At 52.9% G+C, this 13,998-nt stretch carries 15 protein-coding genes and 1 tRNA gene; 8 read left to right on the top strand and 8 right to left on the bottom strand.

Features of this window, described 5'->3' with window-relative positions; translation table 11 throughout:
* Positions 1–11: 11 nt before the first annotated feature.
* The 3 genes from cgtA to rplU all read right to left on the bottom strand — a co-directional run bounded on the left by cgtA (position 12) and on the right by rplU (position 1,741).
* Positions 12–1,076, bottom strand: a complete 1,065-nt coding sequence (cgtA, locus tag BLS94_RS09330; RefSeq protein WP_072768779.1) for an Obg family GTPase CgtA — start codon at positions 1,074–1,076, stop codon at positions 12–14.
* An 84-nt stretch (positions 1,077–1,160) separates the two neighbouring features.
* Positions 1,161–1,418, bottom strand: a complete 258-nt coding sequence (gene rpmA / locus BLS94_RS09325; RefSeq protein WP_072768778.1) for a 50S ribosomal protein L27 — start codon at positions 1,416–1,418, stop codon at positions 1,161–1,163.
* An 11-nt stretch (positions 1,419–1,429) separates the two neighbouring features.
* Entirely contained in the window at positions 1,430–1,741 is a 312-nt protein-coding gene (gene rplU / locus BLS94_RS09320) for a 50S ribosomal protein L21 (protein ID WP_072768777.1), read from the bottom strand.
* A gap of 190 nt (positions 1,742–1,931) precedes the next feature.
* Between rplU and ispB the strand changes: the two genes are divergently transcribed.
* From ispB to ampD, 5 genes are all read left to right on the top strand, one after another.
* Positions 1,932–2,900 (top strand): octaprenyl diphosphate synthase, encoded by a 969-nt coding sequence (gene ispB / locus BLS94_RS09315; RefSeq protein WP_090960112.1) that lies wholly within the window; start codon positions 1,932–1,934, stop codon positions 2,898–2,900.
* A 170-nt stretch (positions 2,901–3,070) separates the two neighbouring features.
* Positions 3,071–3,147, top strand: a tRNA-Pro gene (locus BLS94_RS09310).
* Between the two features lie 61 nt (positions 3,148–3,208).
* On the top strand, positions 3,209–3,385 hold the full coding sequence (locus BLS94_RS14915) for a hypothetical protein (RefSeq protein ID WP_176767843.1): 177 nt from the start codon (positions 3,209–3,211) through the stop codon (positions 3,383–3,385).
* Between the two features lie 155 nt (positions 3,386–3,540).
* Entirely contained in the window at positions 3,541–3,780 is a 240-nt protein-coding gene (locus BLS94_RS15265) for a PP0621 family protein (RefSeq protein WP_090960109.1), read from the top strand.
* Positions 3,781–3,852: 72 nt separating this feature from the next.
* Positions 3,853–4,413 carry a 1,6-anhydro-N-acetylmuramyl-L-alanine amidase AmpD gene (ampD, locus tag BLS94_RS09300; protein ID WP_090960179.1) on the top strand — a complete coding sequence of 187 codons (561 nt, stop codon included), beginning with the start codon at positions 3,853–3,855 and terminating at the stop codon, positions 4,411–4,413.
* Here the strand turns inward: ampD and BLS94_RS09295 are convergent.
* The 3 genes from BLS94_RS09295 to BLS94_RS09290 form a co-directional block, all read right to left on the bottom strand.
* Positions 4,402–6,075 carry an ABC-F family ATPase gene (locus BLS94_RS09295; RefSeq protein WP_090960106.1) on the bottom strand — a complete coding sequence of 558 codons (1,674 nt, stop codon included), beginning with the start codon at positions 6,073–6,075 and terminating at the stop codon, positions 4,402–4,404. The genes ampD and BLS94_RS09295 overlap by 12 nt on opposite strands.
* Positions 6,076–6,182: 107 nt before the next feature.
* Positions 6,183–6,569: an outer membrane beta-barrel protein gene (locus tag BLS94_RS15460; RefSeq protein WP_371130264.1), complete on the bottom strand. Its 387-nt coding sequence runs from the start codon at positions 6,567–6,569 to the stop codon at positions 6,183–6,185.
* Complete coding sequence (locus BLS94_RS09290) at positions 6,539–7,510, bottom strand: outer membrane beta-barrel protein (protein ID WP_371130263.1); 972 nt, start codon at positions 7,508–7,510, stop codon at positions 6,539–6,541. The genes BLS94_RS15460 and BLS94_RS09290 overlap by 31 nt, the downstream gene beginning before the upstream one ends.
* A gap of 328 nt (positions 7,511–7,838) precedes the next feature.
* Between BLS94_RS09290 and BLS94_RS09280 the strand changes: the two genes are divergently transcribed.
* The 3 genes from BLS94_RS09280 to BLS94_RS09270 all read left to right on the top strand — a co-directional run bounded on the left by BLS94_RS09280 (position 7,839) and on the right by BLS94_RS09270 (position 11,217).
* Positions 7,839–8,807, top strand: coding sequence for an acetyl-CoA carboxylase carboxyltransferase subunit alpha (locus tag BLS94_RS09280; RefSeq protein WP_072768769.1), 969 nt, complete (start codon positions 7,839–7,841; stop codon positions 8,805–8,807).
* Between the two features lie 22 nt (positions 8,808–8,829).
* Positions 8,830–10,197 carry a tRNA lysidine(34) synthetase TilS gene (gene tilS, locus BLS94_RS09275; protein ID WP_256325365.1) on the top strand — a complete coding sequence of 456 codons (1,368 nt, stop codon included), beginning with the start codon at positions 8,830–8,832 and terminating at the stop codon, positions 10,195–10,197.
* Positions 10,198–10,305: 108 nt separating this feature from the next.
* Positions 10,306–11,217, top strand: coding sequence for a DUF2971 domain-containing protein (locus BLS94_RS09270; RefSeq protein WP_090960096.1), 912 nt, complete (start codon positions 10,306–10,308; stop codon positions 11,215–11,217).
* A 16-nt stretch (positions 11,218–11,233) separates the two neighbouring features.
* Here BLS94_RS09270 and BLS94_RS09265 read toward each other — a convergent pair whose 3' ends face one another.
* A complete protein-coding gene (locus tag BLS94_RS09265; protein WP_090960093.1) occupies positions 11,234–11,932 on the bottom strand; it encodes a pirin family protein in 699 nt (232 codons plus the stop codon).
* Between the two features lie 297 nt (positions 11,933–12,229).
* Entirely contained in the window at positions 12,230–13,879 is a 1,650-nt protein-coding gene (locus BLS94_RS09255; RefSeq protein ID WP_090960086.1) for an MFS transporter, read from the bottom strand.
* Between the last annotated feature and the right edge of the window lie 119 nt (positions 13,880–13,998).

The raw sequence follows: 13,998 nt of genomic DNA, 5'->3' as shown, positions 1-13,998 counted from the left end.
AAGCCTGCGACCTACGATTCCGGATGATGCTCGTCAGTTGGCACAGGCTCCGGATTTGCAATTCCTGCTTCTTGCTCCAGATAATTCATGATGGCGTAGGTCAGTTCCTTGCAGCCTTCACCGGCCAGTGCCGAAACAATAAAGCTCTTCCCTTTCCAGCCGAGGCTGCGTATGAATTTTTTGCAGGCTTTCTCCCGCTCGTCTTCGGGCAGCAGGTCGACCTTGTTGAGTACCAGCCAACGCGGCTTTTGATACAGAGATTCATCATATTGACTGAGCTCGTTCACGATGGCTTTGGCTTCGCGCACGGGATCGACATTTTCATCCAGCGGCGCTACGTCCACAATATGCAGCAACAGACGGGTACGAGTGAGATGTTTAAGGAAGCGGTGACCCAATCCCGCACCTTCCGCTGCACCCTCTATCAGGCCGGGAATATCCGCCATCACGAAGCTGCGGTTCTGGTCCACGCGTACCAGGCCCAGGTTGGGATGTAACGTAGTGAAAGGATAATCCGCTACTTTCGGGCGAGCCGCCGACACTGCGCGGATCAGTGTGGATTTGCCGGCATTGGGCATGCCCAGAAGCCCTACATCCGCCAGGACCTTGAGCTCCAGCTTAAGGTCGAATTCCTCACCGGGTTCGCCCAGCGTAAATTGGCGGGGTGTGCGATTTATACTGGATTTAAAATGCAGGTTCCCAAGCCCACCTTTGCCGCCTTTGGCCAGCAAAACTTTCTGCTCGTTCTGCTCCAGGTCGGCGATAACTTCTCCGGTGTTGGCGTTTGTGATAACGGTGCCCACCGGCATGCGTAATACAATGTCTTCGGCCCCTTTCCCGTAGCAATCCGAGCCGCGTCCATTTTCCCCTTTCTTGGCGCGATGCGTATGTGCGAAACGATAATCCACCAGGGTATTGATGTTGCGGTCGGCAATGGCAAAAATACTGCCGCCGCGCCCGCCGTCGCCGCCCGAAGGGCCGCCTTTCGGAATGAATTTTTCGCGGCGGAAACTTGCTACGCCGTCGCCCCCCTTGCCTGCGATCGCATGGATTATTGCTTCGTCTATATATTTCATGGATGATCTTGCCTGTTATCGGCGGTACAAACAAAAAAGCCCTATCGATATGACAGGGCTCTTTAAGCGGAGATCAGTTAAAAACTAGATCGGTATGACGCTCACTATCTTACGTTGTGGCGAGCCCTTGACGCCGAAGTTGACCTTGCCATCTATCTTGGCGAATAACGTGTGGTCCTTGCCCATGCCAACGTTCTCGCCAGCATGAACTCTCGTGCCGCGCTGACGAATTATGATACTTCCAGCGGGAATCAATTCGCCGCCAAAAGTTTTTACTCCCAGGCGTTTGGAATTCGAATCACGACCATTTCTGGAGCTGCCGCCTGCTTTCTTATGTGCCATGGTAAACTCTCCTAGACCGAAATGCCAGTAATCTGGATTTCGGTGTAATTCTGCCGGTGCCCTTGATGTTTCTGGTAGTGCTTGCGTCGGCGCAGCTTGAAAATACGCACCTTGGCGTGCCTGCCTTGCTCCAGCACGGTGGCTTTGACCGAAGCGCCATCGAGCAAAGGTTTGCCCACCGAAATGTTGTCCCCATCGGCAACCATCAAGACCTGGTCGATCAGGAGTTCACTCCCAATATCTGCCGGTACCTGTTCTATTTTGAGTTTTAGTCCGGCTTCAACACGATACTGCTTTCCGCCGGTTTTAATGATTGCATACATATTGGGTTCCTATGCTCTCGTACGAGAGTGACCTGAAAGAGGTGAGCGCGAATTATACATAGTCGTCTGCTTAAGGTCAAAGGCCTGTTGCGAATCAGTTTTGTGCCAAAATGTCGGGGTACGTCCGCTATCGAACTTGACACAGTGGCAGGGACGTTTCTACCATGGCATCTTTTTTGCAGGAACCTCAGTGTCAATTGAACGTATCAGAAGTCTTATCGTCCAGGATATGGGCGAGGTAGATGCAGTTATTCGAGAGAAACTCTACTCCGATGTGGGGCTCATCCGTCAGGTAAGCGAATACATCATCAACAGCGGTGGGAAACGCTTGCGGCCCGCCCTTGTGATTCTTTCCGCCAATGCATTTCGCTATGTGGGGCGATACCACTACAATCTTGCGGCAGTCGTGGAGTTCATTCATACCGCGACGCTGTTGCACGACGATGTCGTGGATGCTTCCGAATTGCGGCGAAGTAAGGCAACAGCAAATGCCTTGTTCGGGAATGCCGCCAGCGTATTGGTGGGAGATTTTCTCTATTCTCGTGCATTCCAGATGATGGTGGAAGTGGACAACATGCGCATCATGCGAGTACTGGCGGATGCGACCAATACCATTGCCGAAGGCGAAGTATTGCAATTGCTCAACTGTCGTGATCCGGACGTCGACGAGGAAAATTACTTGCGAGTGATCCGTTATAAAACCGCGAAGCTGTTTGAAGCGGCGACCCGGCTCGGCGCGATCCTCGGCAATGCCACAACAGAGGAGGAGGAGGCGATGGCCGCCTATGGCATGCATCTCGGCACCGCATTTCAATTAACCGATGACATGCTCGATTACTCGGGGGACTATCATGAAACGGGCAAGAATCTGGGAGATGACCTGGCCGAAGGCAAGCCTACGCTGCCGCTTATTTACGCAATGAGAACAGGATCAAGTGCGCAGGCGGCGATAATACGCAATGCCATAGAGCAGGGCGGGGAGGGGGGGTTCCAGCCTGTCCTGGAGGTTATCCAGCAAACCGGTGCGCTGGAGTACGCCAAGCAGCGAGCACAATCCGAATCCGAGACGGCATCCAAAACGATTTCATCGCTGCCTGATTCGAAATATAAGGAGTCTTTATTACAACTGAGCATATTTGCGGTGGCGCGAAATTACTAGCCGGTTTCCGCGCTGGGATAATCGATCGGGCTTTTGCTCAATTTTGAGCGTTTTCCGAGCAGTTCCAGATTGCCCGGATATCTCTTCCTGCGTACAATTGCTGCCCACGGGCTTGAGAAGTTGAAGCTGGTTGGGTGTAACAAAAATAAGTATTTGAAAACAAACTGATTCGGGGTGTAGCTCAGCCTGGTAGAGTACTGCGTTCGGGACGCAGGAGTCGGAGGTTCGAATCCTCTCACCCCGACCATTCGTTTAGTTCTTTTTCTTTCCAATTTTGTCTCGCCTGAACGGGGCGACTCGCAAGGGTTATGGAAAGTAAGTTCCTGCAGCAAAATCGTTTTCTGGTCGAGGCCGATAGTAGCGCATTCGCTGCGGGACCAGGTTTGGTCCTGGCATCCCGCATCCTGGCACGCTCGTGCCTGACAGCTGAGAGGACCCTGAACGAGCTGTGCCGCATGACGATGGCAGCGATTGACATCGCTTGATGTATCCTGGGCTCGACAGCGGAACCTGGCAGCAATAGAATCCACCTCCCTCTCTATTATGAGGCTTGCGCAGGATCATCTAAGCAGTAGAATGTGACGACAAGCCTTTCACTAACATACACGACAAAATTTGATACTGAAGCGGAGATTGCGCGTTGGGTAGACTGTTATTCTTTGCCCTTATTGTTGTATTTTTCATCTGGGTAATACGGAGTTATCGGCGCGCAATTAAAAAGCAGGGGGAAGAGGCGCGTAAAGAGCCGTCATCAATTGAAGGTGAGGACATGGTGCGCTGCATTCATTGCGGCGTACATTTGCCCAGAAGTGAAAGTATCGTTTCAGAGGGCAAGTTTTTTTGTAGCGATGAGCATCGTCGGTTGCATTTGCAATCGTAGCGTTACGTGACCAAAACCGACGATGCGAGCAAGGTCCAAAGCGTGAGAGCAGCATTTAAAGGCAGCCATCGGATGAAAATTGATGCGGTGGGCTGTCTGGACGGGATACGTTTTATTCTTTCCCCTAATTGCGACGAACGTCCCGTCGATTGTGAAATAAGCCTGCTGGTGATCCATAACATCAGCCTGCCGCCGGAAGAATTTGGCGGTGATGGCGTGATCCAATTATTCACCAACAGGATTGATCCGGGGGCTCATCCTTATTATCAGGCCCTTCGCGACCTTACAGTTTCTGCGCATTTTTTCATCCGACGAAACGGCGAGATTATCCAGTTTGTTTCGTGCGAAAAACGTGCCTGGCATGCGGGCGAATCCTGTTGGCAGGGCAAGAGCTGCTGTAATGATTTTTCCATCGGTGTAGAGCTTGAGGGCAGTGATACGACGCCTTTTACCGATCTCCAATACCAGGCTCTGGCAGCACTCACCCGAACGCTTCAAAGCAGATATCCCATTACCGGTATTGTCGGGCATTCGGATATCGCGCCGGGCCGGAAGACGGATCCGGGTCCCTGCTTCGACTGGGAGCGTTACCGTGCCGCGCTGCCGGGCGCGGACAACAGGTCATCGGGATGAAGCGCGGATTTTTTCTTTGGGTGCCGGGTTATTGCTCCGGGAGCCGGAGTTGTCGGGTATGGCGACTTGACTTCCCCTCAAATAATCTTCATAGCTGCCCTTGAAATCATTGATTCCATCCGGCTTCATTTCGATAATATGAGTTGCCAGTGAGGATACGAACTCACGGTCATGGGAGACAAAGATCAACGTGCCCGTATATTTTTCCAACGCGGCATTGAGGGATTCGATGGACTCCATGTCGAGATGGTTGGTCGGTTCGTCCATGAGCAATACATTGTTTTTCTGCAACATGAGTTTACCAAACAACATCCGCCCTTCTTCTCCTCCCGAAATTACCGTCACTGATTTTTTTACTTCATCGCCGGAAAACAGCAGTCTTCCAAGCACACTCCGCACAGCCTGATCATCATCGTTTTGGCGCCGCCATTGCGTCATCCAGTCTGTGAGCGACATGTCCGTTTCGAAGTCGGCGGCATGATCCTGGCCAAAGTAACCAGGGCGAGCCTTCTCCGTCCATTTCACCTGTCCTGCATCGGGCGCCAGATCCCCGGCCAGACAGCGCAGCAGCGTGGTCTTGCCGATACCGTTGGGGCCGATGATGGCGATTTTCTCGCCGGCCTCGACATTAAGGCTGAATTTGTGAAGTAGCGGCTTTTCCATGCCGGGGAACTGCTTGTCGATGCTTTGCACCGACACTGCGAGACGATGCAGCTTTTCACGCTCGTCCACGTCAATGCGGATGTAGGGATACTGCCGGCTGGAAGGTTTTACATCTTCCAGTTTTATCTTCTCGATCTGGCGCGCGCGGCTGGTGGCCTGCCGTGCTTTGGAAGCGTTGGCGGAAAAGCGGCTGACGAACGACTGCAATTCCGCAATCTGCGTTTTCTTCTTTGCGTTGTCGGTCAGCATACGCTCCCGCACCTGCGTAGACGCGGTCATGTAATCGTCGTAGTTTCCGGGGTAGATGCGGATCTCCCCATAATCCAGATCGGCCATGTGGGTGCAGACGCTGTTCAAAAAATGGCGGTCATGAGAGATGATGACGATGGTACTCTTGCTGGCGTTGATGACGTCTTCAAGCCAGCGGATAGTGTTGATATCGAGGTTATTGGTAGGCTCATCCAGCAGCAGGATGTCGGGATCGGCAAACAACGCCTGCGCCAGCAGTATGCGTAATTTGAATCCGGGCGCTATCGCGCTCATCAGGCCCGTGTGCTGGGGCAACGGGATACCCACTCCCATCAATAATTCTCCGGCACGCGCTTCGGCCGAATATCCGTCCAGCTCGGCAAATCGCGCTTCAAGTTCCGCCGCATGCATGTACTCCGCTTCGCTGGCGTCCGGGTTGGCATAGATCGCGTCGCGCTCCTGTTTTACCCGCCACAACTCATCGTGCCCCATCATCACGGTGTCGATTACCAGGCAGTTTTCGAAAGCGAACTGATCCTGGCGCAATTTTCCCACGCGTTCACCAGCGTCAACGCTGACATTGCCGGAAGACGGCTCAAGGTCGCCCCCGAGGATTTTCATGAAAGTGGATTTGCCGCTGCCGTTGGCGCCGATCAGGCCGTAGCGGTTTCCGTCGCCGAATTTGACCGAGACATTCTCGAACAGGGGCTTGGCCCCGAATTGAATGGTAATATTGGCTGTGGTGATCAAAGTAATATGCCTGAAAAAAGGTTTGAAAAACCCTCCATTTTACACGGATTTCTCGATGAATACTGATCCAGCCGTCAACAGGGCCGCCCCAACCGTAAATACATGCTTCAAAATGGGATCGTGGCATCCAGCGAGAACAAAAATTGATCCTTTTTGCCGTCAAACGGCCGGAACGCCACTCCAATGCCATCCGCGCGGTCATAACGAATGTTTGGGCGAACATTGAGCTTCTGCATCGGTTTCCAGTCAACTTTCAGTCTCTTGGCTGGTTTCCAGTTCATACCCAGCGTGATTGCATAGTAATCGGCAGGTGCGCTGATCGCTGGGATGTTACCCGCATAACTGATACCTCTGTTGTTAGTCGCGGAAAGTATCCGGTAGGGTGAGAAGACGCGCCAACCGACTCGGTCGGTGAAGCGTTCGGCGCGAATGCCAATGGATAGATCACTGAGGAGGTTATAGGTCAGGTGCGTATTGATGCTATACCATTCCATTCGGCGTTCTTGATTCCGTTACCCAGGAAAATCTTGCTGGCCCAGCCGTGCGTATGGTGCACGACCAGGTGAGTTTTAGGAGTGATCCTGTGCTGTAGCACGACGCTATACATGATCCAGGGTTCATTTGTAGCTGTCTGCCCATAGGTGCCGCCGACATTCGCAGCGGTTCTCTTGTCGTCACTCGTCCAAAGCACGCCAGCCAAGCCGCCCCAGTTATCCAGTTGCTTATCAAAACCTCCATCCCAACCGCCTGTTGCGCTGCCTGTGGTTGCGCCACCTAGAAGTGACCAGTTGGCATTGACTGTATAGTTGCCCAACAGGCCCGTATGGGTAAACGGCTCGCCGCTGTTAAGGATGTATGCATGGGTATAAAAGAAATTATCGGGAGCGGGAACGGTTTCATAACCAAGTGGCGTGTAAAAATGCCCGGCCTTGATATTGAGGCCGTTACCGACAGGCACATATGCCTCCAGATAGGCCTGCGGAAGCGCTATGCCATAAGTGCGTGTCGATTTACAGCACAAATTGAGATCCCAATTCCCCCTATCCGAAGGCGCACCGGTATTCTCATCGAAGGCGGAAATGCCGAAAGCCTGGGTATAAATAGCATCCGTACCGAACAGAAAATCGAAACGGCCACCGAGATCCCATTCTGTGCCTTCCGATGGCACGGCACGCTGTATAAATAAATTAAATTGATTCAACTGAAATCGATTAGCCCGGTCAGCGAAAGTGACGGCACCATTGAACCCATCGGATGGGTTATTCGCGTTGTATGTCGCTCCACCATTAATCCAGCCGCCGACCTGCATACCGCTTTCCCTGAAGAGGTTTCCCAAGTTATTCGCATGCACCTCACCCAAGTTCGGAATGACCAATAACAGGATGCCGACTACGGTAAACATCGCGCGGTTTCTCTGTTCTGAAGTGCGGTCCATCCAGGATTTCGCTTTTAAAAGGATCAGAAACATTACAAATAAAATTAATTATCTGCCAAAAATAAAGTCAAGTGCGAAATTCTCCGTAAATTTTCCTATGAATTTCTTGTGACCGTTCCTGCATCCCGTACACGACATATTCGATAAAGAAGGCCTCTGCTATTGATACACCTGCCTTGAAAATAAAACGAAAAAATCCTGAAGATTCGTTAGAACCCGGTGCAGGTAGGGCCCGAATTGCTTCCGTTTTCATTCTTTACCCGGAATGCGTTTTTTGGGTACCGCATGATCCTGTATCATTACGTTTTTAAATTTACGCCCGTGTTGCATGAAAATTACCTTCCTGGATTTCGAGCAGCCCATCGCTGAGCTTGAAGCAAAAATTGAAGAACTGCGTTTTGCACAAGACGATTCAGCGGTGGATATCTCGGCTGAAATCCTGCGTCTGCAAAAGAAAAGCCAGTCACTGACGAACAGCATATATTCCAAGCTGACTCCATGGCAGATTTCGCAGGTCGCCCGGCATCCACAGCGTCCTTATACGCTTGATTACATCCAGCATCTATTCACCGATTTTGAAGAGCTTCACGGGGACAGGAGTTTTGCCGATGATTACGCCATCATTGGCGGATTAGCACGGTTTAACGGGCAGGCGGTAATGGTTATCGGACAGCAAAAAGGACGCGACACCAAGGAAAAAATTCATCGCAACTTCGGCATGCCCCAGCCTGAAGGCTATCGCAAGGCATTGCGCCTGATGCGCCTGGCGGAAAAATTCAACGTGCCTTTAATCACATTCATCGATACGCCGGGCGCGTCACCGGGCATCGGCGCGGAAGAGCGCGGCCAGTCAGAGGCTATTGGACGAAATCTTTTTGTACTGGCGGAACTGAAAGTGCCGGTGATCTGCACGGTTATCGGCGAGGGCGGTTCTGGCGGGGCGCTGGCAGTGGCGGTGGGAGATGTGGTGCAGATGCTGCAATACGCAACATACTCCGTCATCTCTCCTGAAGGTTGTGCCTCCATTTTATGGAAGAGCGCGGACAAGGCGCCGGAAGCTGCCGAGATCATGGGCATTACCGCTCATCGCCTCAAAACCTTGGGGTTGATTGACAAGATCATCAGTGAGCCACCGGGCGGAGCGCATCGCGATTATCTGGCTACCATGCAGTCCGCCAGGAAATCATTGCAGGAATCGCTCAAGCAGTTACAAGGCTACTCCACGGAATTATTGCTGGAGAAACGTTTTGAGCGGCTGATGGGATATGGCAAATTCAAGGAAGTCAAAATCAAATAGCATTTCGCGCAGGACTGAGAATGTGCTGCATGAACAAGTTCAGCCAGGAGATCGTCTGGCCGTCGCGTTGAGCGGCGGGGTGGACTCGGTCGTGCTGCTGGATTTGCTGATCCCGGTATCGGTTGAAATGCAGTTTTCGCTCTCGGCCATTCACGTCAACCACGGCATTAGCGCCAACACAGACAGGTGGAGCGAATTCTGCCGGGATCTATGCCGATCCAGAAGCATTCCGCTTGAAGTTGCCAAACTGAAAATCAGGCGGGAACCCGGCGTCAGCCTGGAAGCGCTGGCTCGTGACGAGCGCTACCGGATATTCGAAAAAATCGAAGCCAATTATGTGGTGCTTGCCCAGCATCTGGACGACCAGGCTGAAACCCTGTTGCTGCAATTGCTGCGCGGAGCGGGTGTGAAGGGCTTGGGGGCTATGCCGGTCGTCAGGAATCTGGCGCAGGCAAACGGTAAACAAGGATTAGAAGCCGTTGACGGGAAGTCGGCGCCGCTGGATGACAGGCCGCGAATACTCAGACCATTACTTGACGTGTCCCGGCGCGAGATCGAAGATTATGCCAGAAAGAATGGATTGCAGTGGATCACCGATGAGAGCAACGAAGATGTATCTTTCGATCGGAATTTCCTGCGCCATGAGTTTTTTCCTCTACTGGAAAAGCGTTTCCCTTCTTATCGCACAACTTTCCTGCGCGCAAGCCGGCATATGGCGGAGGCATCCGCCCTGCTGGATGAATTAGCCGAGGCCGACAGCAGGGAATGCATTGTCCCTGGAAGACTTCACATTGAAGACTTGCGTAAATTGAGTTTTCCTCGGGCCAGAAACCTGTTGCGCTACACTTTGGCGCAGCAGGGCGCGATACTCCCCAGCACGACAAAGCTCGAAGAAATCTTGCGGCAATTGCTGTCCTCCCGCCCAGATGCAAAACTGCGGGTGATTTTCGGCAATACCGAAGTTCGCTGCTTCAGAGGCATGGTTCACGTGCGCAACCGGGACATCTCAAGACCTGATGAATTGCCAGCCGTGGATTGGCAGGTGCCATGGCATGGAGAAAAGCAACTGATCATTGCCGAGCTCGGCGGTACGCTTATATTCGCGCACGATAGAGGCATGGGGATCAATCTACAAAAACTCTCAGAGCATCCGGTCACGATTCGTTCGCGACATGGCGGGGAGCGTCTGCAGCCGGATCGAAAACGCCCGCGCCGCAGCCTCAAGAATCTTTTACGCGAGGCATCGCTCCCATCATGGGAGCGGGAAATGCTGCCGCTGATATTCAGTGGGGAACATCTCGTATGCGTACCGGGAATCGGCGTGAATTCCGATTTTCAGGTAGCCGCATCAGAACCGGGTTTGATGGTTGAATGGCGGCCGGATAAATGAAATTGAAAAAGATTCCAGATCGAATCACCTCCTTTCTGCTGTGGCAGGAAGAGGAGAAAGGAATTTACTTATAGTGTCTTCTGGCCGATTATCTGAAATGGAATTTTAATGGGGCTTAACGAGAATATTTTATGGCATTACTGCTCAGCGGCGACCTTCAAAGCAATCATCAGCACGCAGCGATTTCGGATGACTGCCACGAGCGATTGGAATGACGCCACTGAAGGGCATTTTTTAGAAAGTCTCGTAGGAGACTCAGCACTAACTCTTGAAGAAAAAAAGAACTTTAAGAATCGAGCAGCGAAGTGGCGGAGTCAGCACCAAGCTTTCGGTATCTGTTTTTCTCGGCAGGAAGACCGACTCTGCCAGTGGCGCACCTATGGAGAAGATGGGGAGGGGTTTGCAATCGGGCTGGACTTCAAAGATCCGAGTATTCCAATCGGCCGTGACGATGATATAGCGACGCTGGAGATACAGTATCGATGCCCTACATGCGGTAAAGACCGGACCGGGGAGTTGATTAAATCATGTCAGCATGACGGGAGTTGCCTTGTTAAGATCTTGCAAACCAAATTATCTATGCTGCTAAAACCAGATGATAGTGGACTTTCCATGCAGAACTTTAGTAATGGGTACAATACCTTGGAAGCCTTATGGTCTACTAAATCTGACCTTTTTAATGAAGAACAGGAGGTCCGATTATTGTTGCGGAAACAGATTGATGAATCTGGTGACGCACGTTATGGCGTACTCCAAATAGAAGATTCGGGAAATATAATTTATGACTCTATTTATGGGCCAATATTGACGGACGATTCACCGCCGAAAAAAAGGTACGAGCTTGACCTCAGAGGATTGAATGTCATAAAGAAAATAATCGTTGGTCCACGAAACAATATCGAAATTGAAGAGGTAGAAAAATGCGTACGTTCCTATGGTTTTAATGACGTCTCTGTTGTGAAATCTATGGCAACGGGAATCTATCGCGGACAGAAATTTCTCAAGAAAGCGGCTACATAAGACGTACAGGCTAGTTTTACCAAAGCTCGAAAACAAGTACCTCCGCTTTCTGGCCTTGATCGAGAACCAGGTGACTTTCATCGCTAAGGCTGGCGCCGTCTCCTGGGTGCAGGCGGGTACCGTTCAGCGATACCTCGCCGCGCGCGACGTGAACATAAACATAGCCACCCGGGACGATAGTTTGCTCAACCCGTTCGCCGTCATCCACCAGCGCGGCGAATAGCTTCGCATCTGCGTGAATTTTTACGGATCCATCAGCGCTATCCGGCGAAGCAATCAATCTTAACCGCCCGCGCTTCTCGGTGTCGTCAAAGTATTTTTCTTCATAGCTGGGGGAAATTCCTGTCTTGTTGGGCAAGAACCAGATTTGCAGAAAATGAGCTTTTTCACTCTGAGAAGGATTGAATTCGCTATGTTGCACACCCGTGCCTGCGCTCATGCGCTGCACGCTGCCTGGACGAATTATGGAGCCGGTGCCCATGCTGTCCTCGTGCGCAAGCGCGCCTTCCAGCACATAGCTGACGATTTCCATATCGCGGTGGCCATGCGTACCAAAACCACGTCCCGGCTCGACGGTATCATCGTTGATTACGCGCAACGCACGAAACTGCGTATGTTTGGGGTCGTAGTAATCCCCAAAAGAAAAACTGTGCCACGAATTCAGCCAGCCGAGATTGGCATGACCGCGATCCTGAGCGTGACGTATATCTAGCATGGTTTGTTCTCCTTGTGGGTAATGAAAATAAGGGCAGGGAAACGGTCGTGGCGAACGCATCCGCAGCCGACGAGACCGAAGCACGAACCTGGCAGCCTATCGAATTTAAAGGAAATCGGCTGCAAAAGTGCAAAAGCGCAAAAGCGCAAAAGCGTTTGGGCGGTTCATATTTTGCCGCTTTTTCGACCAACAGAATAACTATTGGCCTTCGAAATCGGCACGAACTGCCCTCACCAGTCACCTTTTCGCTGCGATTCTTCAAGCCCGATGGGCTGCCAGCAAGGCAAGTCCGCCCTTTTATGGGCTCGCCGCAACTGACCTATCCGTGAGCGTCGCTGGTGCACCGCCCACAAAATGAGAAACAGTTGGGGCTTTGCTACCTGTGTGAAAACGGAGGACATTTTCTTGAACACGCTGATCCTCGCGCGTGACACGCGTATGCTGACGCAAATGATCGAGCCATGAGTCATGCTGGAAGAGCTCGATGTAGCGGCCGGGCACGGTAATATCCTCAAAGATGCCCCAGGCAAACGCACCATCGCGCCGGCGTAATGCGCCGAGCGGCTGCACCGCATCCAGGAAGGCCACGCGCTGGTCAAGCGCAACCTCGTACTCGATAGTCACCAGGACGGGCCCCCGCCGCCGGTCCAGTTCCTCCGCGGCGGGGGGATGCGGTGCCCAATGTTCGGATGGCGCCAGGTCAGGTGCTTCCTGGGCGCCCAGGCTGAATCCGCGCGCAGCCAGTGCTGCCGCCACTGCGCCCGCAGCCGAGGCCACCAGGGCTGCCGGAATGCCAGCTTCCGAGGCAAACCATCCCCATAGCAGACTGCCGAGTGCCATTCCGGCGGAGATCACCATGATGTAGAGCGATAACGCACGTCCTCGAACCCAGGTGGGCACAGAGATCTGCGCCGCGACCTGCAGCGAAGACAGGACAGTGACCCACGTCGCGCCGGAAACCAGCATGACTCCGTACAATATTGCTTCGCTCCGGACCGTCGCCAAGGCTACGATGGTCAACGCATACACTATGCTCGCGATCAGTACCAGGCGGTCGCGCGAGACATGTGCCTGAAGCCTCGGTAAACTAATAACGGCACCAACCGCGCCAATGCCGACAAAGGTCAGGAGGAATCCATAGGTTTCCGGACCGCCCGCGAGCTCATTGCGCGCAATCAGCGGGAGGAGCGCCCATGCGGAAATCGTGAACACAATGAAAGCTGTGGCGCGGATCAGAACGGCGCGAAACGGTGAGGCCATGCGTGCATAGCGCAATCCCGCGCGCAGCGCCTGGAAGAAGCGCTCGGGCGGAAGGGAGCGCTCATCCGGTTCGGGTTTCCAGTGCCACAACATCACTATCATGCCGACAAACGAAATTGCGTTGAGGCTATAGGCCGCCCATGGCCCCAGCTGGGACAGCAAGAGGCCGCCAATGGCCGGGCCAATGGAGCGAGAGAGATTCATCGATAGCGAACTCAGGGCGACAGCCTGCGGCAGCAGGTTTCTGGGAACGAGCTCGGGACCGGTGACGTTCATTGCAGGTGTTGCCATCGATGCCCCGATACCCATGGCGAAGGTCAGGATCAATAGATACCAGGCATCGAGCTGATCGATGGCGGACAGGAAAGCCAGCGTGGCAGCTGCCAGCGCCATCCATATTTGTGTTGCAAGCAAATAGTGGCGCCGGTCGACGATATCGGTGAGCGCGCCGGCGGCCAGCGCGAACAGTACCATCGGCAGTGATGCCGCCGCCTGTACGAGCGACACCATCACTGGCGAGGGGGAAAGGTCGGTCATCACCCAGCCGGAGGCTACCGCGTTGATCCAGGTACCGATATTGGAACCCAGGGATGCGAGCCAGAAAAATCTGAACGTCTGTAACTTGAGCGGCGAGTACGCTCCAGGGATCGAGGTGTTCGAAGGGCTATCGTGGGTGGACGTGCTCATCAGGAAACCCCGGCTATCGAAAATGCGACTGTTTTACTCTTGCTTGCCCTGACTTATAGATAATTCAGACTGAATGGTAGGCGTTATTTAAAGTTCTTCCAAGGGTCTATCCGCTTCTA

It is taken from the genome of Nitrosospira sp. Nsp18, from assembly GCF_900103145.1.
In the GTDB taxonomy this organism is placed as follows: domain Bacteria; phylum Pseudomonadota; class Gammaproteobacteria; order Burkholderiales; family Nitrosomonadaceae; genus Nitrosospira.
Note: the sequence above shows the minus strand (reverse complement) of the source record. Positions and strands in the feature narration are given on the sequence as shown.